Origin of the sequence: Cupriavidus sp. D384 (assembly GCF_001652915.1) — a bacterium.
Classification (GTDB): domain Bacteria; phylum Pseudomonadota; class Gammaproteobacteria; order Burkholderiales; family Burkholderiaceae; genus Cupriavidus.
Genome location: NZ_BBQI01000009.1, coordinates 85,714 through 106,663 on the forward strand (window position 1 = coordinate 85,714; position 20,950 = coordinate 106,663).

Consider the following 20,950-nt stretch of genomic DNA (forward strand, 5'->3'; position numbering starts at 1 on the left):
TCTTTGTTGTATGAGCCTGTCTATACAGGTTAGTCGAAAAATAAACCCGATGACCAGCTTTTGACTGGCCCCGGGCGTCGGGCGACTGCCCTAGCCGAAGGCTGGATTGCCGTCGGCGCGAAACCGGCTGCCCAGCCGATACCGGTTGCCCGGGTGCAGGCAGCGAACAAATGTGACTGGCACGCCATGCGTCCAGGTGCGGCGTGTCAGCAGCAGGCAGGGCTGCGTGGGCGGCATCTCCAGCTGCGCGGCCTGCTCGGCCGTGGCGGCGATGGCATCGACCACATGCTCCACCTGGTCATAGGGCACGTTGCGCAGCAGGTACTCGCCCGGCTGCGTATCGGCAAAATCCTGCGTGATGAAGTCGGGGGCCACCCGCGGGTTCACGTAGCGGTCTTCCAGCTGCACCGGCAAGCCATCTTCGCGATGGATGCAGATCGAGTGGTACACCGATTCGCCGGTGCGCAGTTCCAGCGCGGCGGCTACCTCGATCGACGCCGACACGCGCTCCACCAGGATCACGTCGCAGGCGTAGTCATGGCCGCGCATGCGGATCTCGTCCTGCAGGTTGACCACCGACAGCAGCGTGGACTGCGGTTTGTGTTCGGCCACGAACGTGCCCACACCGGCCACGCGCACCACCCTGCCCTGCTCCGACAGCTCGCGCAATGCCCGGTTGACCGTCATGCGCGACACCGAGAACCGGTTCACCAGTTCCTGCTCGGACGGCACGCGGTCGCCAGGCTGCCACGCGCCGCTCTGGATCTGGCGCGCGATGTATTCCTTGACCTGCTGGTACAGCGCAGCCGGAGCGTTGGACGGGGAAGGTGCCGGATTGGCGGACTGATTCATGGCCTGTTGCGAATTGCCGGATTGCCGGTTCAGTGCTCGGCCGAAGCCATGGCTTCGGCGCGAATCTCCTCGGTGAGCCGTGCCTTGAGCACGGAGAACTCGGGCGATGTCTTGATCGTGTAATGGCGCGGATGGGCAAAGTCCACCGCGATCTCGCTCTTGATCCGACCGGGCCGCGCGGAAAACACCGCCACGCGGTTAGCCATGAAAATGGCCTCGTCGATATCGTGCGTCACGAATAATACCGTCTTGCGGTGCGACTCCCAGATCCCGAGCAGCAGTTCCTGCATCAGCACGCGCGTCTGGTTGTCCAGCGCGCCGAACGGCTCGTCGAGCAGCAGGATCTTCGGGTCGTTAGCCAGCGCGCGCGCAATCGCCGTGCGCTGCTGCATGCCGCCCGACAGCTGCTTCGGATAGTGCTGCTCGAACCCGCGCAGCCCCACGCGGGCGATAAAGAAGTCGCTGCGCTCTTTCTGCTCGGCCGCGCTCATGCCACGCTCGCGCAGGCCGAAACGCACGTTCTGCTCGATCGTCAGCCACGGAAACAGCGTGTACGACTGGAACACCATGCCACGGTCGGCGCCCGGGCCGGCCACCGGCTGGCCGTCCAGCAGCACGCGCCCGCCGCTCGGAGTGTCGAGCCCGGCCACGATGCGCAGCAGCGTGGACTTGCCGCAGCCCGACGGGCCCAGGATCGTCACGAAATCGTTGTCGCGGACATCGAAGTCCACCGGCAGCAGCGCCTGCGTGCTGCCGCCACGCGGATTCTCGAACGTACGGGAAACCTGCTGGATCGACAGCGCGCTCATTTGATCGAACTCCACGGAAACAGGCGCTGGTTCGCCAGCTTGAAGACCAGGTCGGACACCAGCCCGATGCAGCCGATGACGATGATGCCAAAGATGATCTGCCCGGTGTTCAGCAGCGCCTGGCTGTCGGTGATCATGTGGCCGATGCCCGATGACGAGCCGATCAGCTCGGCCACGATCACATATGTCCACGCCCAGCCCAGCACCAGCCGCAGCGTCTCGGCAATCTCCGGCGCTGCGCCCGGAATCAGCACGCGGCGCACAATGCCGCGCGGCGTGGCCCCCAGCGTGTAGGCAGCCTCGACCAGGTCCTTGCGCGCACCGCCCACCGTGACCGCCACCATCAGCACGATCTGGAAGAAGGAGCCGATGAAGATCACCAGCAGCTTCTGCGTCTCGCCGATACCGGCCCACAGGATCAGCAGCGGAATGAACGCCGACGCCGGCAGGTAGCGGCAGAACGACACGAACGGTTCGAAAAACGCCTCGGCCGCCTTGTAGGCACCCATGAAGATGCCAAGCGGCACGGCCAGCACCGCCGCCAGCACGAAGCCGCCCACCACGCGCCAGACCGTCATGCCGATATCGCCGATAAAGCCATACTGCGTGAACAGCAGCCAGCCCTCGTGCGCCATCGTCAGCGGATCGGCCAGGAACGTGCGCGGCACGAAGCCGCCCAGCGTGACCACGGCCCAGACCGCGAAGAACACGCCGAAGAACGACAGGCCCAGCACCCAGCGGACCTGCGACGACACCGGCACCAGCGGCGACAGCCACGGATGGCGTGCGCGCGGCGCGCGGTCCACCGGCTGCGTGGCGATGGGCGCGGGCGGGCGCGCGGAGGCGGAAGCTTGCACGGACGACGACATCACGGACTCCGGCTTACTTGAGGTATCGGGCGTCATAGATCGCCGTCACATCGGGCACCTGGCGGATCACGCCGATGTCCTTGAGCACATCGGCCGCTTCCTTGCTGAAGCTTGCCAGCTCCCCCGAGAAGAATTTCTGGTTGGCCGCCTTGTCCTGCCAGCGCAGGTAGGCCGACGACTTGGCGAACTGCTCGCCGGTCTGCTTGACCGCCGCGCCCATGATCTCGTTGGACTTCTCCGGCTCCTTGCGGATCATCTCCAGCGCCTCGAAGTAGCTGTCGACCAGCGCCTGGGCGGCCTTGGGATTGTCCTTCAGCCATTTGGGCGCGCAACCCAGGGTATCGGTCACCATCGGGTAGTCGAGCGTGGTGGCCAGGATCTTGCCCTTGTCCGGATTGGCGCGCACCGTCGACAGGTACGGCTCGTAAGTCATGGCGCCATCGTTCTGGCCCGCCACGAACGCCTGCGCGGCCGCCTGCGGCGACAGCGTGGTCAGCCTGACGTCCTTGAGCGTCATGCCGTTCTTCTTCAGCATCCAGGCCAGGCCGAAATAAGGCGCGGTGCCCGGGGCGTCCACGCCGATGGTCTTGCCCTTGAGATCGGCAAACGACTTCACGTCGCCGCGCACGGCCAGGCCATCGGCGCCGTACGACTTGTCGAGCTGCACGATCTGGGTGATGGGCACGCCGTTGGCATTCCAGGCCACATGGGTTTCCACGGTGGTCGCAGCGCACTGGATGGCCCCCGAGGCCAGCGCCAGGTGGCGGTCCTTCTGCGGAATCATCTTGATATCCACATCCACGCCATGCTTCTTGAAGATGCCTGCCTTGTCGGCCAGCGTCAGCGGCGCGAAACCGGTCCAGCCGCTCATGCCCAGGGTCACTGGCGTGTTCTCGGCGTGGGCGGGCGCGGCCAGGGCCGCGACGGCAAGGGTGGACGCAACTGCGGCAAAACGGAACGGCAGGGGCAGCTTCATGCTGTCGGCTCCATCAGTCGTGGGGTGAACGCAATCTATCAATGCTGTATATACAAGTCAAACCCGGGGTTTACCTGAGTCGTCCGGCAAGTGCGCCTGGCCGGATCCGAACCATGGCGCGCGATTCCGGTGCATGAGCATGTTGCGACGCACCGAAGACAATCATGGGAATCAGCGGCCGCACCACGCAGGGATCGATCTTGTATAGACAGGCCGGAACGGCGCAATGCCACGCAATCGCCATGCCTGCCGGCATCGGGCCGGCGGCAATGGCTCAGCGGCATTCTTCGATCGAATCTATCGATCGAAGAATGAAGTGACGGTGGGATAACGCAAACGCAGTCGCAGTTCGCGCTTGAGGCGGCGGTTGTCGAGCCGGCGCGACTCGCTCATGAAGCTCAGGAGCGTGGGGTCGATGGTGTCGCGCGCCTGCTGGCGCGTGATGCGCGGCGGGCGTGGCAGGCCCTTGCGGTCTGCCACGAGGTCGAAATAGTCGGCCATGCGCAGTTCGGTGTCGTCGCTGGCATGCACCACCCGCTGCGGCCGGCCACGCCAGAGCGCGGCGATCATGGCGCGCGCCAGGTCGTCGGCGTGGATGTGGCTGGTGTAGACGTCGTCCTGGGGCGCCAGCGCTGGCGTGCCCTTGTGCAGACGCGCCACGGGCAGCCGGTCTTCGGCATAGATGCCGGGGATGCGGACGATGCCCGTGCGCCAGCCGGCGTCGCGGCCAAAGGCGCGCACCGCCGCTTCCGCCGCCACGCGCCGCCTGGCCCGCGCCGTCTGCGGACGCACCGCATGGAATTCCTGCACGCGGGCCCCGCCCCGATCGCCGTAGACCCCCGTGGTGCTGGCGTAGATGAAGGCCCCGGCGGCACGGTGGCGCGAGGACGCCTCAAACGCACGGTGCCAGCCCCGCTCGGGTAGAATGGCGGCCTCGCCGACGCCCGGCCGCAGGGCGCGCGTGCGGCGCCAGCTGGTGCGCCGTAGCGCACCCAGCAACGCCTGCGTGCGTGGATCGCCATCGCCCTGTCCGGGCGGCGGCGCCAGGTCGATGACCCGGTCGGCCAGTCGCGACAGACGTGCCAGCGTGGCCGGCTGGTCAAGATTGGCCACCAGCGGAATCGCGCCGGCTTCGCGCAGTTCCGACTCGCGCGATGGTTGCGACGTCACGGCGAAAACGCGCATGCGCGTGGCAAGCACGCGCAGGATGCGGGTGCCGACATCGCCGCAACCAACGATCAGCAGGCGCGGACGGCCCAGCCGCCGACGCCGAACGCCCCGTGGGGAAGACAACGCCGCTTGCGGCGACAGAATTTGGTTCATAGACCCGATTATGGCTTATCAAGTTACCGTCATGCCGAGTGGCCACAAGTTCGAAGTGGCTGCCGACGAAACCATCCTGGGCGCCGCGCTGCGCCATAGCATCGGCCTGCCGTACGGCTGCAAGAACGGCGCCTGCGGGTCGTGCAAGGGCCGTGTGGTCGAAGGCACGATCAACCAGGGCGACCACGCCGCGTCGGCCCTGACCGCCCAGGAAAAGACCGAGGGCCGCGCGCTGTTCTGCTGCGCCAACGCCACCTCGGACATCACCATCGAATGCCGCGAGGTGCATGGCGCCGGCGACATCCCCATCAAGAAGATCCCGTGCCGCGTCGCCACCATGGAGCGCCTGGCAGATGACGTGATCTCGATCCGGCTGCAACTGCCCGCCACCGAGCGCATGCAGTTCCTGGCCGGCCAGTACGTGGAATTCCTGCTGCGCGACGGCAAGCGCCGCAGCTATTCGATCGCCACGCCGCCGCACGAGGAAGGCCCGATCGAACTGCACATCCGCCATATGCCCGGCGGCGCGTTCACCGACTACGTGTTCGGCGCGAAGGAAGGCATGCCGGCCATGAAGGAACGCGACATCCTGCGCTTCGAGGGCCCGCTGGGCAGCTTCTTCCTGCGCGAGGATTCGGACAAGCCGATCATCCTGCTGGCCTCCGGCACCGGTTTCGCGCCGATCAAGGCCATCGTCGAGCACGCCGCCTACACCGGCATCACGCGCCCGATGACGCTGTACTGGGGCGGCCGCCGACCGGCCGACCTGTACATGCACGCGCTGTGCGAGCAGTGGGCACGCGACCTGCCGAACTTCAAGTACGTGCCCGTGGTGTCCGACGCCCGCGCCGAAGACAACTGGCCGGGCCGCAACGGCTTTGTCCACCAGGCCGTGATGGCCGACCATCCGGACCTGTCGGGCCACGAGGTCTACGCCTGCGGCGCACCGGTCATGGTCAACGCCGCGCGCACCGATTTCTCGGCCCAGTGCCGCCTGCACGAGGACGCGTTCTTCGCCGATTCGTTCACGTCCGAGGCCGATCTGCACGCGGCCGGCGCCGCCTGACCGGCCCCGCTGCCGTTCCGTCGACACAACAATGCCACCCGGGTCTGCCAAATTTCGCTTTGACACCCGGGCGCATGCGTCTTATATTGGCCGCCATGAACACCGCCATGATCCGACGCCGCGCACGTACGTTGCTCCCCTCCGGGGTGCCGCGCGGCTGACCGTAGACAGCGTTTGTTCAGGTCAACAAGCCACGGGCAGCCCCCGTGGCTTTTTGCTTTTCTCCGTCCCTCTTTTCATGCCGATCCCAGGAGTCCGCCATGGCATTTGCTGAGTTTCCCGTCCAATCGCTGATGTACATCACCAACCGCCCCGAACTGGTCTTCACCGAAGGCAAGGGTTCGTGGCTGACGGACCATAACGGCAAGCGCTATCTGGATTTCGTGCAGGGCTGGGCAGTCAACGCGCTGGGCCACTCCAACGAAGGCATGATCCAGGCGCTGGAACAGCAGGCGCGCAAGCTGCTGAACCCGAGCCCGGCCTTCTACAACGAGCCGATGCTGAAGCTCGCGCAGCAACTGACCGACAACAGCTGCTTCGACAAGGTGTTCTTCGCCAACAGCGGCGCCGAAGCCAACGAAGGCGCGATCAAGCTGGCGCGCAAATGGGGCCGCAAGCACAAGAACGGCGCCTTCGAGATCATCACGATGGACCACAGCTTCCATGGCCGCACGCTGGCGACCATGAGCGCATCGGGCAAGGCCGGCTGGGACACCATCTTCGCACCGCAGGTGCCGGGCTTCCCGAAGGCCGACCTGAACGACCTGGCATCGGTGGAAAAGCTGATCACCGACAAGACCGTCGGCATCATGCTGGAACCGGTGCAGGGCGAAGGCGGCGTGATCCCCGCCAGCCGCGAATTCATGCAGGGCCTGCGCGCGCTGGCCGACAAGCACAAGCTGCTGCTGATCGTGGATGAAGTGCAGACCGGCTGCGGCCGCTGCGGCACGCTGTTCGCGTACGAGCTGTCGGGCGTGGAGCCGGACATCATGACGCTGGGCAAGGGCATTGGCGGCGGCGTACCGCTGTCGGCGCTGCTGTGCAAGGCCGACGTGGCGAGCTTCGAGGCCGGCGACCAGGGCGGCACGTATAACGGCAACCCGCTGATGACGGCCGTGGGCAGCTCGGTGATCTCGCAGCTGACCGCCCCGGGCTTCATGGACGACGTGAAGGCCAAGGGCGAATACCTGCGCGAGCAGCTGCTGGCGCTGTCGGCCGAGTTCGGCCTGGGCGGCGAACGCGGCGAAGGCCTGCTGCGCGCGCTGGTACTGGGCAAGGACATTGGCCCGCAGATCGTGGAAGAAGCGCGCGAGATGAACCCGACCGGCCTGCTGCTGAACGCCCCGCGCCCGAACCTGCTGCGTTTCATGCCGGCCCTGAACGTGACGCGCGAGGAAATCGACCAGATGATCGGCATGCTGCGCGAACTGCTGAAGAAGCTGGCCTGAGCCCCGCCGGTGGCCGGGCCACAATGAAAAACGCCTCGCGAACCGCGAGGCGTTTTTTTGTGTACCCGGTGTTTGCTCCCCTCTCCCGCCATGCGGGACAGGAGAGACAAACCGTTGATACCTTACTCCCCCAGATACGCTGCCCGCACCTTCGGGTCGTCCAGCATCTGCCTGGCGTCGCCGCTCATCGTGATGAGGCCCGACTCCATCACGTAGCCGCGGTGGGCCGCCTGCAGCGCCAGGCGCGCGTTCTGCTCCACCAGCAGCACGGTCACGCCCTGCCCCGACACGGTACGCACCACCTCGAAGATCTTCTCGACCATGATCGGCGACAGACCCATCGACGGCTCGTCCAGCAGCAGCAGCTTGGGCTGGCTCATCAGCGCACGCGCCATCGCCAGCATCTGCTGCTCGCCGCCCGACATCGTGCCGGCCAGCTGGTTGGCACGCTCCTTCAGGCGCGGGAACGTTTCGAACATGCGGTCGATGTCGGCCTTGATGCCGGCCTCGTCGTTGCGCGTGTACGCACCCATCTGCAGGTTCTCGGTGATCGTCATGCGCGCGAACACGCCGCGGCCTTCCGGCACCATCGCCAGGCCCTGCTTGAGCAGCTTGTAGCTGGGCACGCCCTTGATGGACTTGCCCATGTACTCGACGTCGCCGCCAGCCCAGCCCTGCAGGCCGGTGATGGCCTTCATGGTCGTGGTCTTGCCGGCGCCGTTGGCACCGATCAGCGTCACGAGTTCGCCGTCCTGGATCTCCAGATCGACACCCTTGACGGCCTGGATGCCGCCATAGGCCACCTTCAGGCCTGCAATCTTCAGAATCGTTTGTGGCATTGCTTCTCTCCCGCCTTAATGCGCCGACGCGCCGAGGTAGGCCTCGATCACGGCAGGATTGTTCTGGACTTCATGCGGCAGGCCCTGTGCGATGACCTTGCCGTAGTCCAGCACGGTCAGGCGGTTGCACAGGCCCATCACCAGTTTCACGTCGTGCTCGATCAGCAGGATGGTCTTGCCATCGTTCTTGATCTTTTCCAGCAGGCCGCGCAGTTCCACCTTCTCGGTGGCGTTCATGCCGGCCGCCGGTTCGTCCAGCGCCAGCAGCTTGGGCTCGGTCGCCAGCGCGCGGGCGATCTCCAGGCGGCGTTGGTGGCCGTACGACAGGTTCTTCGACGTGAAATTGGCGTACTTGCCAATGCCGACGTAGTCCAGCAGGTCGTGCGCCATGTCCTCGATGGCCTCTTCCTCCCGGCGCACCGAAGGCGGGCGGAACACGGCGCCGAACAGGCCGGCCTTGGTCCGCACGTGGCGGCCCACCATCACGTTCTCCAGCGCGGTCATGTCGCCGAACAGGCGAATGTTCTGGAACGTCCGCGCGATGCCGGTCTTGGCCACCTCATGCACGGCGGTCGGCTGGTACGGCTTGCCGCCCAGCACGAATTCGCCCGAATCGGGCGTATACAGGCCCGTGATCACGTTGAAGAACGTGGTCTTGCCGGCACCGTTCGGGCCGATCAGGCCATAGATCTCGCCGGGCTTGATCTGCAGACCCACCTCGGACAGTGCCTGCAGGCCGCCGAAACGCTTGTTGACTCCCTGCACGGACAGGAGGAAATCGGAATTGCTCATGTTGTCCTCCTGTTCAGAAACGACCGACACTGCCGGCGCGACGCGCCACCGGGCGGTCTTCCTTGCGCGGCGATGGCCACAGGCCTGCCGGGCGATACAGCATCACCCCCACCAGGGCCAGGCCGAACAGCAACTGCCGCAGCACTTCGGCATCGACGATGATCTGGCCGAACAGGGCGGTCTGGATCGGCCCGGCCACGGCGCGCAGCAACTCCTGGAAGCCAACCAGCAGGATGCCGCCCAGGATCACGCCCGGGATATGGCCCATGCCGCCCAGCACCACGATGGCCAGCACGTAGATCGATTCCCACAGCGTGAACGATTCCGGCGAGACAAAGCCCTGGAACGCGCCGAACACGGCACCCGAGGCGCCGCCGAACGACGCGCCCATGGCAAAGGCCAGCAGCTTCATGTTGCGGGTGTTGATGCCCATGGCCTTGGCAGCGATCTCGTCTTCACGGATGGCAACCCAGGCACGGCCGATACGCGAGTTCTGCAGGCGCAGGCAGATGAACACGATCACGATCACCAACGCGACCAGCAGGTAGTAGTACATGAACACCGGCGTGAACTTGAACCCGAAGATCTCGTGCGATTTCGAGAAGTCGAAGCCGAAGATATGCACCGGGTCGACCGCGGTGATGCCCTTGGGGCCGTTGGTGATGTTCACCGGACGGTCCAGGTTGTTCATGAAGATCCGGATGATCTCGCCGAAGCCCAGGGTCACGATGGCCAGGTAGTCGCCGCGCAGCTTCAGCGTCGGCGCCCCCAGCAGCACACCGAAGGTGGCCGCGATCAGCACCGCGCATGGCAGCACGAGCCACATCGTCAGATGCAGGCCGTTCGGGAACAGCTGGTGGATCCACTCGAACTGGTTGGCAAGGTGCGGCGAACCGAGCAGTGCCATGCTGTAGGCGCCCACCGCGTAGAACGCGATATAGCCCAGGTCAAGCAGGCCGGCAAAGCCCACCACGATGTTCAGGCCCAGCGCCAGCATGATGTAGAGCAGCGCGAAGTCCAGCACGCGCACCCAGTAGTTGCCGCCGAAGGTCTGGACGAAGAACGGCGCGCACAGCGCCACGACCAGGAAGGCCACCAGGGCCGCCAGGGTCTTGGCCGGGACACGCGACGGTGCCGCCACGGCCGTGGATGGAATCGGAGTATTCATGGATTCTCTCCCCTCAGGCGCGGTCTGCGACACGTTCGCCCATGATGCCGGACGGACGGAACACGAGCACGATGATCAGCACGATGAAGGCAAACACGTCCTGGTAGTTCGAACCGAACACGCCATTGGTGAGGTCGCCGATGTAGCCGGCGCCCAGCGCCTCGATCAGCCCCAGCAGCATGCCACCCACCATGGCACCCGCCAGGTTGCCGATGCCGCCCAGCACGGCGGCGGTGAACGCCTTCAGGCCGGGGATGAAGCCCATGTAGAAGTGGGCGTTGCCGTAGTTGGTGGCCATCATCACGCCAGCCAGCGCCGCCAGCGTGGCGCCGATCATGAACGTGGCCGAAATCACGAAGTTGGGATTCACGCCCATCAGGCCCGCCACCTTCTGGTTCTCGGCGGTGGCGCGCATGGCGCGGCCGAGCTTGGTGCGGTTCACCAGGGCCAGCAGGCCCGCCATGACCATCACGGCCAGGCCGATGATGACCATTTCCTTGCCGGTGATGGTGGCGCCGGTGGAGCCGATGTCGATCGGTTCCGAGGGCAGCAGTTGCGGGAAAGTGAGCGGGTTGCGCGACCAGATCAGCATCCCCATGGTCTGGAGGATGATCGAGACACCGATCGCGGTAATCAGCGGGGCCAGGCGCGGCGCATTGCGCAACGGCCGGTAAGCCACGCGTTCAATCGTATAGGCAAGCACTGCACAGACGGGCATGGCGATCAGCGTGGCGATCACCAGCGTCAGCCATTCGGGCAGGCCGGGGGCAAATTTCTGCAACCCCATGATTGCCGACAAAGCGGTCAGCGCGCCAATCATCAGGACGTCGCCGTGAGCGAAGTTGATGATGCCCAGAATGCCGTAGACCATGGTGTAGCCCAGTGCGATCAGCGCATAGATGCTGCCGAGCACCAGACCGTTCACGATCTGCTGGATAAAGATATCCATGAAAACTCCTGCTTCAGCCCCGCTCCGGCCGGCATGGTGTGGATGCCGCGGATGGGACGGTAATGTTGGATAGGTCGGGTAGGTTGGTAATCAGTTTTGCTGGTGTGCTGCCCGCCCTGTTCCACCCATGGTAAGGATGCTCATAACACGTTGGCGAGACTAAAAAGAACGGCACCGCAATGTACTCACGGTGCCGTTCGTCTGGGACGGTAAGCCCCGGATTACATCTTCACGACGTCGAGGACGGACTTCTTCTTGTCCTTGTACTCATACAGCGTGATGGTGCCTTCCTTCATGTCGCCCTTCTCGTCGAAGGCGATGTTGCCGATCACGCCCTTGTAGTTCGTCTTGGGCATTTCGGCCAGGATGGCAGCCGGTTCGGTCGAGTTGGCGCGCTTCATCGCGTCCACGATCACCATGACGGCGTCATAGGTGAACGGTGCGTAGATCTGCACCGGCGAGTTGAAACGAGCCTGGTAGCGCTTCTCGAAATCGGCGCCGGTTTCCATCTTCGACAGGGCCAGGCCGGCTTCCGAGCAGATGATGTTGCTTACTGCGTCGCCCGCCAGTTCGGCCACCTTGTCGGTACAGACGCCGTCGCCGCCAACGATCTTGGACGTGATGCCCAGTTCCTTGGCCTGCTTGGCGAACGGGCCGCCGGTGGCGTCCATGCCGCCGTACATGATCACGTCAGGCTTCTTGCCCTTGATCTTGGTCAGAATGGCCTTGAAGTCGGTGGCCTTGTCGTTGGTGGCTTCACGTGCCACCACGTTCACGCCTGCCGCCTTGGCGGTCTTCTCGAACTCGTCGGCCAGACCCTTGCCGTAGGCGGTGGCGTCGTCGACGATCGCCACGCTCTTGGCGTGCAGGCTCTTGGCGGCGTAGTTGGCCAGTGCCGGACCCTGCTGGGCATCGGTAGCCACCACACGGTAAGTGGTCTTGAAGCCTTGCTTCGTGTAGTCGGGGTTGGTCGACGACGGCGAGATCTGCGTGATGCCGGCGTCGCTGTAGATCTTCGAGGCCGGGATCGACACACCCGAGTTCAGGTGACCGACCACGGCCACCACGTGTGCGTCCACCAGCTTCTGGGCCACGGCGGTGCCGGTCTTCGGATCGGCGGCGTCATCTTCGCCCACCAGTTCGAGCTTGATCTTCTTGCCGCCGATCTCCAGACCGGTCTTGTTCACTTCCTCGACGGCCAGGCGGGCGCCGTTTTCGTTGTCCTTGCCAAGGTGGGCAATGCCGCCCGTCAGCGGCGCGGCGTGGCCGATCTTGACGACGGTTTCACCACCACCGGCTGCGGCGGGGGCCGCGGCGGCCGCCGGTGCAGATGCTGCCGCATCGGCCGGCTTTTCTTCCTTCTTGCCACATGCAGCGACCAGCGCCACAGCGGCCGCGATCGGCAGAATCTTGGCAAACGTGAATTGCATGAGTGATCTCCTAGGATTCACAAAAACAGGGAAATACTACGCCTCCCGGACGTATTCCCTGGACCGCCTTTGTTTAGTTTCAATTTGAAACGCGCGCATTGTATCCCCTTTCTTTGCGGATGCAATACGCGACGCAACAACCTGAACCATTTACCCGCCATTTGAGCTAGGGAATTTCCCCAATGCACAGATTGGGGCAATCTCCGCCCATTTGGCAGACCCGTCTCCTTCCCTTTCAAGAATCATGCCTGCAGCGCCTGAGGCGCCGCACAGGCCACGAAACAAGCCGTCCCGGCGCCACCTATAATGCCCCGGTATTAATTAGGCATTTCATTCGAATTAACAGCCGCTTGCTCTAATGTGCAGAATGTAGCGCCGCACCATAATAGGGAAAACCCCATTCCCCGGGATTACCCTGATATTGTCTGGGTGTGCGGACAGGTACCACGGGATAATCGCGCCAAATAAGGCTTTGCACGATGAAAGCCGTTTTGCAATGTATTGAAGAAGATACTGACGCGCGCACCAGTGCAGTGCAGCAGGGTGGGCGACCGCGAGGCAGCGCAAGCGGCCGGGCGCCATGTGGAGGAGGTGCCCCAAAAGCAAACGCCGCTGGCGGCAGGCCAGCGGCGTTCGGAAATTCAGGGAGCAGGCAGGGTCGTCAGGACTAGACCGACACGCTCGCCAGGCCGCGCGGCAGCGGGAACGACATGTTCTCTTCCACGCCTTCCAGCGCACGCACGCTCCTGACGCCAAACGTGCGCAGGCGTTCGACGATGGCCTGCGCCAGCGCCTCAGGCGCCGACGCACCGGCGGTCAGGCCGATACGGCGCTTGCCGGCTACCCATTCGGGCTTGAGCTGCTCGGGGTCATCCACCATGTAGGCCGGCACGCCCAGGCGATCCGCCAGTTCGCGCAGGCGGTTCGAGTTCGAGCTGTTCGGGCTGCCCACCACGATCACCACCTCCACCTGGGGCACCATGAACTTCACGGCGTCCTGGCGGTTCTGCGTGGCATAGCAGATGTCCTGCTTCTTGGGCTCGCGGATCTGCGGGAAGCGCGACTTGAGCGCGGACACGATCTCGGCCGTCTCGTCCACCGACAGCGTGGTCTGCGTGACATAGGCCAGTTGCGCCGGATTGCTCACCACCAGGCGGTTGACGTCGTCGACCGACTCCACCAGCAGCATGCCCTGCTCGGACTGACCCATCGTGCCTTCCACCTCGGGGTGACCCTTGTGGCCGATCATGATGATCTCGCAGCCTTCGGCGCGCATCTTGCCCACTTCCACGTGGACCTTGGTCACCAGCGGGCAGGTGGCATCGAACACGGTCAGGCCGCGGCGCGTGGCATCGGCACGCACTTCCTTCGACACGCCGTGCGCGCTGAAGATGACGGTCGAACCGGCTGGCACTTCCTCCAGTTCGTCAATGAAGATCGCGCCCTTCTTGCGCAGGTCGGCCACCACATAGGCGTTGTGCACGATCTCGTGACGCACGTAGATCGGCGCGCCAAACCGCGACAGCGCGCGTTCGACGATTTCGATGGCGCGGTCCACGCCGGCGCAGAAGCCGCGCGGCTGCGCCATCAGGATTTCGGCGTCGGCAGAGGTAGTGAGTTCGGTCATGCTGCGTTCCATCGCCACGGCGGACATCAGAGAATTCCGATCAGCTGGACGTCGAACAAGATCGTCTGTCCGGCCAGCGGGTGGTTGAAATCGAAGAGCGCCGCGGTTGCGCCGTATTCCTTCAGCACGCCGGCGTACTTGCCGCCGCCAGGCGCATTGAATTCGACGAGATCGCCGGGCGTGTATTCCTCTTCGAACGAGCTGTTCTCGCGCAGCGTGGCCAGCGAGACCCACTGCAGCAGTTCAGGGTTGCGCGGTCCGAACGCGTGTTCGGCTTCCAGGCGGTATGTGGTGCGGTCGCCCTCGGGCATGCCCAGCAGGGCCTGCTCCAGCGTGGGGGCGAGCTGACCCTGGCCCAGCAGCAGCGTGGCGGGCTTTTCCTCGAACGTGCTCACCACTTCGGTGCCATTCTCGAGGGCGATACTGTAATGAAGCGTCAGGAAGGAATCGGCCTGGACGGTCTTGCGGGCGGACGCGCCACCAGCGGCGGGCTGCGCCGAAGAAGTTTGCAAAGTCATGGGAGTCAACCGGTCAACAGCCGCCATTGTATGCGACTGGGACATCCGCCGCCGGGTCCGGCCGCGCCCGCGTGTCGGAAATCCACTAAGTCTGCCCGCCATCACCGGACTGGACACGCCGCCCTGCCCCCATTACAGTGTGGCCCGCACCGCGTTTGTGCGCGGTGCATCCAAAGCAGGACCGGTTTCCATACGTCACGCCACGTGACGCAGGCGGCACGGCGCAACAGCCCACTTCCGAATCTGTCGGAAGGCATTGATTCGTCGCCCGATTCCGGTCTATAATGCTCGTTTCGCTGAAGTACCAATCCGCTGCAGTCCGGGCCCGCGCGCCTTTTGTTGATCTGTTGCGAACATTGTCCACGAATAAGATTTAGGAGTGCTTCATGGCACGCGTCTGTCAAGTGACCGGGAAAGCGCCGATGGTCGGCAACAACGTTTCCCACGCAAACAACAAGACCAAGCGCCGTTTTCTGCCCAATCTGCAGAACCGCCGCTTCTTCGTTGAATCGGAAAACCGCTGGGTGAGCCTGCGCGTCTCGAACGCCGGTCTGCGCCTGATCGACAAGAAAGGCATCGACGCCGTGCTCGCAGATCTGCGCGCACGCGGCGAAGTCTAATAAGGAGTAAATCATGGCCAGCAAAGGCGGACGCGACAAGATCAAGCTGGAATCGACCGCGGGTACCGGTCATTTCTACACGACCACCAAGAACAAGCGCACCATGCCGGAAAAGATGGAGATCTCGAAGTTCGATCCCATCGCCCGCAAGCACGTGCCTTACAAGGAAACCAAGATCAAGTAATTGATCCCTGGTCTTCAGCCGAAAGCCCCGCCTCGCGGGGCTTTTTGCTTTGGGGTGCCGCACGCGATTGCCGGCGTTGTGGCGTCAACGGCGCCGCAACCCGCCAACCCTTGTCAGACAAGGGAAAGATGTCAGTTTCGTGGCAAGCCGGTGTAGACTTGCCAGCTTTCCCCCATCACGCTTTCGCCCCAGAAGCGATCCCCCTGCACCATGAACTTCGATGTCGCGATTGTCGGCAGCGGTCTGGCCGGCCTTACCGTCGCGCTGCAGCTGGCCGACACCCACCGGGTTGTCATCCTCAGCAAGCGTGCCATGACAACGGGGGCCAGCGACTGGGCACAGGGCGGCATCGCGGCGGTGCTCGACTCCGGTGACAGCCACGACGAACACACGCAGGACACGCTCGTCGCCGGTGCGGGACTCTGCGACGAGGAAGCAACGCGCTTCATCGTGGAGCACGGACGCGAGGCCATCCAATGGCTGATCGATCGCGGCGTGCCTTTCACGCGCGACGACCAGGCCGAACTGGGCTTCCACCTGACGCGGGAAGGGGGCCATAGCCGCCGCCGGATCATCCACGCAGCCGACGCCACGGGCCACGCCGTGGTGACCACGCTGGCCGAGCAGGCGCGCAAGCATCCGAACATCACCATCCTGGAAGACCAGTTCGCGATCGACCTGATCACGTCGGCCAAGCTGGGACTGCCGGGCAACCGCTGCTACGGCCTCTACGTGCTGGACGTGGCCACCGATGAAGTGCGCACCATCACGGCCACGCACACGGTGCTGGCGGCCGGCGGAGCGGGCAAGGTCTATCTCTATACGACCAATCCCGACACGGCCACCGGCGACGGCATCGCCATGGCCTGGCGCGCGGGCTGCCGCGTGTCGAACATGGAATTCATCCAGTTTCATCCGACCTGCCTGTATCACCCCTACGCCAAGTCGTTCCTGATCTCCGAGGCCGTGCGCGGCGAAGGCGGCTTGCTGAAGCTGCCCGACGGCACCCGCTTCATGCCCGAGCACGACGAGCGCGCCGAATTGGCGCCGCGCGACGTGGTGGCCCGCGCCATCGACTTCGAAATGAAGAAGCGCGGCCTCGACTGCGTCTATCTCGATATCACGCACCAGCCCGAGTCGTTCCTGAAGGAACACTTCCCCACCATCCACGCACGCTGCCTGGAACTGGGCATCGACATTGCGCGCGAGCCGATTCCCGTGGTGCCGGCTGCGCACTACACCTGCGGCGGCGTGGTCACCGACACCGCTGGCCGCACCGATATCGGCAACCTCTATGCGGTAGGGGAAACCGGTTGCACCGGCCTGCATGGCGCCAACCGGCTGGCATCGAATTCGCTGCTCGAATGCATGGTGATCGGCCAGGCCGCCGCCTCGGACATCGCCTCGCAGGGCAAGTCCGGCGCGCCCGATATCCCGCTACCGGCCTGGGACGAAAGCCGGGTCTCGGACGCAGATGAGGAAGTGGTGGTGTCGCACAACTGGGACGAACTGCGCCGCATGATGTGGAACTACGTGGGTATCGTGCGCACCGACAAGCGCCTGGAGCGCGCGCAGCACCGCATCGGCCTGCTGCGCGAGGAGATTGCCGAGTACTACGCGAACTTCCGCGTCACGCGCGACCTGTTGGAACTGCGTAACCTGGTGGAAGTGGCGTCGCTGATCGTGGATGGCGCGTACTCGCGCCACGAGAGCCGCGGGCTGCACTACAGCCGCGACTACCCGGAAACCCTGCCGAAGGCGCTGCCCACGGTGCTGCAGCCCGAGACGGGCCGGGCGGCCCGCCATCGTCAGCACAGGCGCTGACGTCCGGGCCGGGGCTTAGCCGATGATGCGCAGCGAGTAGTCGGTCGCGCGCACATCCTTGGTGAGCGCGCCCACCGAGATGCGGTCGACGCCGGTTTCGGCGAACCTGCGGATCGTCTCGTAGTTCACGCCACCGGAAACCTCCAGCAACGCGCGGTCGTGGTTCAGCGCCACGGCTTCGCGCATCATCTCCAGCGTGAAGTTGTCGATCAGCACCGATTTCGCGCCAGCGGCCAGCGCTTCTTCAAGTTCGGCAATCGACTCCACCTCGATCTGGATCGATGCCTCGGTACGCAGCGCCAGCGCGGCCTCCATCGCCGCCGTGATACTGCCTGCGGCCGCGATGTGGTTTTCCTTGATCAGGATGCCGTCGTACAGCGCCAGTCGCTGGTTCTCGCCACCACCAATCTTCACCGCGTACTTCTGCGCCAGCCGCAGTCCCGGCAACGTCTTGCGCGTATCGAGCACGCGTGCGCGCGTATCGGCGATCAGATCGGCATAGCGACGCGTGGCCGTCGCCACGCCTGACAGCATCTGCAGGAAATTCAGCGACGGACGCTCGGCGGTCAGCAGCGCGCGGGCCGGGCCCGTGATCTCGCACACCACATCGTCGGGCGCCATGCGCGCGCCTTCTTCCTTAAGCCAAGTCACCTGCAGGCGCTCGTCCACGGCCTTCATGCAGGCCTCGAACCACGGGCGCCCGCACAACACGGCCGCTTCGCGCACGATCACGCGCGCATGCACCGGCTTGTCGGCCGGCACCAGCAGGCCGGTCAGGTCGCCAGTGCCCACATCCTCGGCAATGGCGGCCTGCACATTGGCCCGAAGCGCAGACTGGAGCGCCGCACCGTAACTATCGAAGATCGGGTTCACGCTCATGCCGGGCCCACTCCCTGGAACAGCGCCGCCTCTTTGGCGAGATCGGCAGCGGGACGCACATTGGCCTTCTGCTGCGCGGCGAAATCGAGCATGCGGTTGATGCAGGTGACGGCACGCTTGCCGATATCGGCATCGACGTGGATCTCATTGCGACCGGTCTCTAGCACTTCAGCCAGATTGGTCAGCGCATTCATCGCCATCCACGGGCAGTGCGCGCAGCTCTTGCAGGTGGCGCTGTTGCCTGCGGTCGGGGCCTCGATAAACATCTTGCCCGGCGCGGCCATGCGCATCTTGTGCAGGATGCCGTTGTCGGTTGCCACGATGAATTCGTTGGCATCGAGCTGCTGGGCCGCGGCAATCAGCTGGCTCGTGGAGCCCACCACATCGGCCTGCGCCACCACGTTGGCAGGCGACTCCGGATGGACCAGGATCTTGGCCTTCGGGTGTTCGCGGCGCAACAGGTCGAGTTCGACGCCCTTGAACTCGTCATGCACCAGGCACGAGCCCTGCCACAGCAGCATGTCGGCGCCCGTCTGCTGCTGGATGTAGCTGCCCAGGTGCTTGTCGGGTGCCCACAGGATCTTTTCGCCGCGTGCGTGCAGATGCTCGACGATCTTCAGGCCGATGCTCGACGTCACCATCCAGTCGGCACGGGCCTTCACGGCGGCACTGGTGTTGGCGTAGACCACCACGGTGCGATCCGGATGCGCGTCGCAGAAAGCGGCAAATTCGTCGGCCGGGCAGCCCAGATCCAGCGAGCACGTGGCGTCGAGATCCGGCATCAGGATGGTCTTTTCGGGGCTCAGGATCTTGGCCGTCTCGCCCATGAAGCGCACGCCGGCCACGACCAGCGTCTGGGCCTGGTGATGGCGGCCGAAGCGGGCCATCTCCAGGGAATCGGACACGCAGCCGCCGGTTTCCTCGGCCAGGTCCTGCAGGTCGGCGTCTACGTAATAGTGCGCCACGAGCACCGCGTTGCGCTCCTTGAGCAGCTTGCGGATCCGGTCCTTGAGCGCGCTGCGCTCGTCCGGTGTCAGCGCCGGGGGCACCTTGGCCCAGGCGTGGGCCACGCAGCTGCTGCCGGCGGCGTTGTCGGCATCCGCCAGGTTCGGCTTTTCGAACTCGACGGTCTTGATCGATTGTGGGGTCATTTGTGCAGTACTCCTCGGGGCACCCGTCGGCCGCCGCGCTCGAACGCGCGATCTATGCCGCAAACATGGGGGAGTGTAGCCAAAAGAAAAGCCCCGCCTGGGGCGGGGCTTTTAGCCATGACGGGCGCGTCGGCGATTGTATCAGGCGTACCGGCGCAGGCGCAGCGAAAACTCCTGCAGTGCCTGGATGCCGCTGGCTTCGGCGCGATGGCACCATGCCTGCAGCTGGGCCAGCAGTTGCTCGCGCGTCATGTTCGAGCGGCCCCAGATCACGGCCAGCTCGCGACGCATTTCCACGTAGGTGTGCAGCATCTTGTTCTGCTCGGTGATGCTGGCCAGCTGCTGGCGCTGCGGCGCCCCCAGCTTCACTTCCTCGCGGTGGAACCACTTGCGGGCCGGCTTGTAGCTCTTGTACTCGGGCGAGTTGCCTTCCTTGTGCTTGCGCAGCTCGGCCTTGTACGCGCTCTTCAGCGCCTTGGCGTAGCGTGCCATCACGTCGTAGCGGTTGGCGATGATCGCTTCCAGCGTGTTGTGATCCACCGGACGCGCTTCCACCAGTCGAGCCTTGGGCGGGGTCTTCTTGACCTTCGCCAGGCCAACCGACTGCATCGCGCGAATGTACCACCAGCCCACGTCGATCTCGTACCACTTGATCGAGAACTTGGCCGACGTCGGATACGTGTGGTGATTGTTGTGCAGCTCTTCGCCACCGATGATGAAGCCCCACGGCGACACGTTGGTCGATGCGTCCTCGCAATCGTAGTTGCGATAACCCCACCAGTGGCCCAGGCCGTTGATGATGCCGGCAGCGTGGATCGGGATCCACAGCATCTGCACGGCCCACACGCTCATGCCGACCAGGCCGAACAGCGCCAGGTCGATGATCAGCATCAGGCCCACGCCCTGCCAGCCAAAGCGCGAATACACATTGCGCTCGACCCAGTCGTCAGGCGTGCCATGACCGAACTTGGCGATGGTTTCCTTGTTCTTGGCCTCGGCGCGATACAGCTCGGCGCCTTCCAGCAGCACCTTGCGGATGCCGCGGGTCTGCGGGCTGTGCGGATCGTCCTCGGTTTCGCACTTGGCGTGGTGCTTGCGGTGGATGGCGGTCCATTCCTTGGTCACCATGCCCGTGGTCATCCAGAGCCAGAAGCGGAAGAAGTGCTGGGCGACCGGATGCAGGTCGAGCGACCGGTGCGCCATGCAGCGGTGCAGGAAGATGGTGACACCGGCGATCGTGATGTGCGTCACCACGAGCGTGTAGATCACGATTTCCCACCAGGACCAGTTGGCGAGGCCGTTGGCGGCCCAGTCAAGAATTGTGTCGAACAAACTATGTTCTCCGTCGTAAAACGAGTGTTTGCAGCGCGGCACCACCGTGCGGCGCACCTGTCGCGCAGAAAAAAGACTGCAAATTTATCGATTGCGATAGCTTTCTGGCGCGGGCTGAATCCCTGAGGGGAGCCTTGCCGAGGCACGAACCGCTGCAATCTGGCGGTTGTCTGGTGTGGGGCTGCGGGTCGTCCGTATACCCGCGACAACCCGGCATTCTACCGGATCGGCGCGAGAGGGACATCCGCTTTTTCCCCGACTTTGATGCTGCCCGCAGGCAATCGTTCCGCAGGT

General features: G+C 64.5%; 20 protein-coding genes. 5 read left to right on the forward strand and 15 right to left on the reverse strand.

Annotated features, from left to right (window positions below):
• Window positions 1–90: 90 nt before the first annotated feature.
• The 5 genes from hutC to A9J21_RS03755 all read right to left on the reverse strand — a co-directional run bounded on the left by hutC (window position 91) and on the right by A9J21_RS03755 (window position 4,829).
• On the reverse strand, window positions 91–852 hold the full coding sequence (gene hutC / locus A9J21_RS03735; RefSeq protein ID WP_066732043.1) for a histidine utilization repressor: 762 nt from the start codon (window positions 850–852) through the stop codon (window positions 91–93).
• Between the two features lie 29 nt (window positions 853–881).
• Complete coding sequence (locus A9J21_RS03740) at window positions 882–1,661, reverse strand: ABC transporter ATP-binding protein (RefSeq protein WP_066732045.1); 780 nt, start codon at window positions 1,659–1,661, stop codon at window positions 882–884.
• Window positions 1,658–2,530: an ABC transporter permease gene (locus A9J21_RS03745; protein WP_156545652.1), complete on the reverse strand. Its 873-nt coding sequence runs from the start codon at window positions 2,528–2,530 to the stop codon at window positions 1,658–1,660. The genes A9J21_RS03740 and A9J21_RS03745 overlap by 4 nt, the downstream gene beginning before the upstream one ends.
• Window positions 2,531–2,543: 13 nt before the next feature.
• The gene (locus A9J21_RS03750; protein WP_066732047.1) at window positions 2,544–3,506 is read right to left on the reverse strand and encodes an ABC transporter substrate-binding protein; all 963 of its coding nucleotides are present in this window, start codon (window positions 3,504–3,506) and stop codon (window positions 2,544–2,546) included.
• A gap of 297 nt (window positions 3,507–3,803) precedes the next feature.
• Window positions 3,804–4,829, reverse strand: a complete 1,026-nt coding sequence (locus tag A9J21_RS03755) for an NAD-dependent epimerase/dehydratase family protein (RefSeq protein WP_066732049.1) — start codon at window positions 4,827–4,829, stop codon at window positions 3,804–3,806.
• Between the two features lie 10 nt (window positions 4,830–4,839).
• Here A9J21_RS03755 and A9J21_RS03760 point away from each other — a divergent pair, with 10 nt between their 5' ends.
• On the forward strand, window positions 4,840–5,895 hold the full coding sequence (locus A9J21_RS03760; RefSeq protein WP_066732051.1) for a CDP-6-deoxy-delta-3,4-glucoseen reductase: 1,056 nt from the start codon (window positions 4,840–4,842) through the stop codon (window positions 5,893–5,895).
• A 260-nt stretch (window positions 5,896–6,155) separates the two neighbouring features.
• Complete coding sequence (locus tag A9J21_RS03765) at window positions 6,156–7,343, forward strand: acetylornithine transaminase (protein ID WP_066732053.1); 1,188 nt, start codon at window positions 6,156–6,158, stop codon at window positions 7,341–7,343.
• 122 nt (window positions 7,344–7,465) lie between these two features.
• Here A9J21_RS03765 and A9J21_RS03770 read toward each other — a convergent pair whose 3' ends face one another.
• The 7 genes from A9J21_RS03770 to A9J21_RS03800 all read right to left on the reverse strand — a co-directional run bounded on the left by A9J21_RS03770 (window position 7,466) and on the right by A9J21_RS03800 (window position 14,666).
• Window positions 7,466–8,182, reverse strand: coding sequence for an ABC transporter ATP-binding protein (locus tag A9J21_RS03770; protein WP_066732055.1), 717 nt, complete (start codon window positions 8,180–8,182; stop codon window positions 7,466–7,468).
• Window positions 8,183–8,197: 15 nt separating this feature from the next.
• Window positions 8,198–8,974 (reverse strand): ABC transporter ATP-binding protein, encoded by a 777-nt coding sequence (locus A9J21_RS03775; protein ID WP_066732056.1) that lies wholly within the window; start codon window positions 8,972–8,974, stop codon window positions 8,198–8,200.
• Between the two features lie 13 nt (window positions 8,975–8,987).
• Window positions 8,988–10,142 (reverse strand): ABC transporter permease subunit, encoded by a 1,155-nt coding sequence (locus tag A9J21_RS03780; RefSeq protein WP_066732057.1) that lies wholly within the window; start codon window positions 10,140–10,142, stop codon window positions 8,988–8,990.
• Between the two features lie 13 nt (window positions 10,143–10,155).
• Complete coding sequence (locus A9J21_RS03785; protein ID WP_066732058.1) at window positions 10,156–11,091, reverse strand: branched-chain amino acid ABC transporter permease; 936 nt, start codon at window positions 11,089–11,091, stop codon at window positions 10,156–10,158.
• A 221-nt stretch (window positions 11,092–11,312) separates the two neighbouring features.
• Entirely contained in the window at window positions 11,313–12,521 is a 1,209-nt protein-coding gene (locus A9J21_RS03790) for a branched-chain amino acid ABC transporter substrate-binding protein (RefSeq protein ID WP_066732059.1), read from the reverse strand.
• A gap of 667 nt (window positions 12,522–13,188) precedes the next feature.
• Window positions 13,189–14,175, reverse strand: coding sequence for a 4-hydroxy-3-methylbut-2-enyl diphosphate reductase (ispH, locus tag A9J21_RS03795; RefSeq protein WP_066732060.1), 987 nt, complete (start codon window positions 14,173–14,175; stop codon window positions 13,189–13,191).
• Window positions 14,175–14,666, reverse strand: coding sequence for a peptidylprolyl isomerase (locus A9J21_RS03800; protein ID WP_066732062.1), 492 nt, complete (start codon window positions 14,664–14,666; stop codon window positions 14,175–14,177). Before A9J21_RS03800 ends, ispH begins: the two co-directional genes overlap by 1 nt.
• Window positions 14,667–15,052: 386 nt before the next feature.
• Between A9J21_RS03800 and rpmB the strand changes: the two genes are divergently transcribed.
• The 3 genes from rpmB to nadB all read left to right on the forward strand — a co-directional run bounded on the left by rpmB (window position 15,053) and on the right by nadB (window position 17,294).
• On the forward strand, window positions 15,053–15,286 hold the full coding sequence (gene rpmB, locus A9J21_RS03805; RefSeq protein ID WP_008644908.1) for a 50S ribosomal protein L28: 234 nt from the start codon (window positions 15,053–15,055) through the stop codon (window positions 15,284–15,286).
• Between the two features lie 13 nt (window positions 15,287–15,299).
• The gene (gene rpmG, locus A9J21_RS03810; RefSeq protein ID WP_029051226.1) at window positions 15,300–15,470 is read left to right on the forward strand and encodes a 50S ribosomal protein L33; all 171 of its coding nucleotides are present in this window, start codon (window positions 15,300–15,302) and stop codon (window positions 15,468–15,470) included.
• Window positions 15,471–15,680: 210 nt separating this feature from the next.
• Window positions 15,681–17,294, forward strand: a complete 1,614-nt coding sequence (nadB, locus tag A9J21_RS03815; protein ID WP_066732064.1) for an L-aspartate oxidase — start codon at window positions 15,681–15,683, stop codon at window positions 17,292–17,294.
• 15 nt (window positions 17,295–17,309) lie between these two features.
• Here nadB and nadC read toward each other — a convergent pair whose 3' ends face one another.
• The 3 genes from nadC to A9J21_RS03830 all read right to left on the reverse strand — a co-directional run bounded on the left by nadC (window position 17,310) and on the right by A9J21_RS03830 (window position 20,656).
• The gene (gene nadC, locus A9J21_RS03820) at window positions 17,310–18,173 is read right to left on the reverse strand and encodes a carboxylating nicotinate-nucleotide diphosphorylase (protein WP_066732066.1); all 864 of its coding nucleotides are present in this window, start codon (window positions 18,171–18,173) and stop codon (window positions 17,310–17,312) included.
• Entirely contained in the window at window positions 18,170–19,324 is a 1,155-nt protein-coding gene (gene nadA / locus A9J21_RS03825; protein WP_066732068.1) for a quinolinate synthase NadA, read from the reverse strand. The genes nadC and nadA overlap by 4 nt, the downstream gene beginning before the upstream one ends.
• A gap of 141 nt (window positions 19,325–19,465) precedes the next feature.
• Window positions 19,466–20,656, reverse strand: a complete 1,191-nt coding sequence (locus tag A9J21_RS03830; protein ID WP_066732070.1) for an acyl-CoA desaturase — start codon at window positions 20,654–20,656, stop codon at window positions 19,466–19,468.
• Between the last annotated feature and the right edge of the window lie 294 nt (window positions 20,657–20,950).

Coding starts and splice junctions, on each gene's coding strand:
- nadB (WP_066732064.1), top strand. CDS start 15,681: ATGAACTTCGATGTCGCGATTGTCGGCAGCGGTCTGGCCGGCCTTACC.
- A9J21_RS03750 (WP_066732047.1), bottom strand. CDS start 3,506: ATGAAGCTGCCCCTGCCGTTCCGTTTTGCCGCAGTTGCGTCCACCCTT.
- A9J21_RS03765 (WP_066732053.1), top strand. CDS start 6,156: ATGGCATTTGCTGAGTTTCCCGTCCAATCGCTGATGTACATCACCAAC.
- A9J21_RS03755 (WP_066732049.1), bottom strand. CDS start 4,829: ATGAACCAAATTCTGTCGCCGCAAGCGGCGTTGTCTTCCCCACGGGGC.
- A9J21_RS03790 (WP_066732059.1), bottom strand. CDS start 12,521: ATGCAATTCACGTTTGCCAAGATTCTGCCGATCGCGGCCGCTGTGGCG.
- nadA (WP_066732068.1), bottom strand. CDS start 19,324: ATGACCCCACAATCGATCAAGACCGTCGAGTTCGAAAAGCCGAACCTG.
- A9J21_RS03740 (WP_066732045.1), bottom strand. CDS start 1,661: ATGAGCGCGCTGTCGATCCAGCAGGTTTCCCGTACGTTCGAGAATCCG.
- A9J21_RS03775 (WP_066732056.1), bottom strand. CDS start 8,974: ATGAGCAATTCCGATTTCCTCCTGTCCGTGCAGGGAGTCAACAAGCGT.
- rpmB (WP_008644908.1), top strand. CDS start 15,053: ATGGCACGCGTCTGTCAAGTGACCGGGAAAGCGCCGATGGTCGGCAAC.
- ispH (WP_066732060.1), bottom strand. CDS start 14,175: ATGTCCGCCGTGGCGATGGAACGCAGCATGACCGAACTCACTACCTCT.
- A9J21_RS03780 (WP_066732057.1), bottom strand. CDS start 10,142: ATGAATACTCCGATTCCATCCACGGCCGTGGCGGCACCGTCGCGTGTC.
- hutC (WP_066732043.1), bottom strand. CDS start 852: ATGAATCAGTCCGCCAATCCGGCACCTTCCCCGTCCAACGCTCCGGCT.
- A9J21_RS03760 (WP_066732051.1), top strand. CDS start 4,840: ATGGCTTATCAAGTTACCGTCATGCCGAGTGGCCACAAGTTCGAAGTG.
- rpmG (WP_029051226.1), top strand. CDS start 15,300: ATGGCCAGCAAAGGCGGACGCGACAAGATCAAGCTGGAATCGACCGCG.
- A9J21_RS03785 (WP_066732058.1), bottom strand. CDS start 11,091: ATGGATATCTTTATCCAGCAGATCGTGAACGGTCTGGTGCTCGGCAGC.
- A9J21_RS03770 (WP_066732055.1), bottom strand. CDS start 8,182: ATGCCACAAACGATTCTGAAGATTGCAGGCCTGAAGGTGGCCTATGGC.
- A9J21_RS03800 (WP_066732062.1), bottom strand. CDS start 14,666: ATGACTTTGCAAACTTCTTCGGCGCAGCCCGCCGCTGGTGGCGCGTCC.
- nadC (WP_066732066.1), bottom strand. CDS start 18,173: ATGAGCGTGAACCCGATCTTCGATAGTTACGGTGCGGCGCTCCAGTCT.
- A9J21_RS03745 (WP_156545652.1), bottom strand. CDS start 2,530: ATGTCGTCGTCCGTGCAAGCTTCCGCCTCCGCGCGCCCGCCCGCGCCC.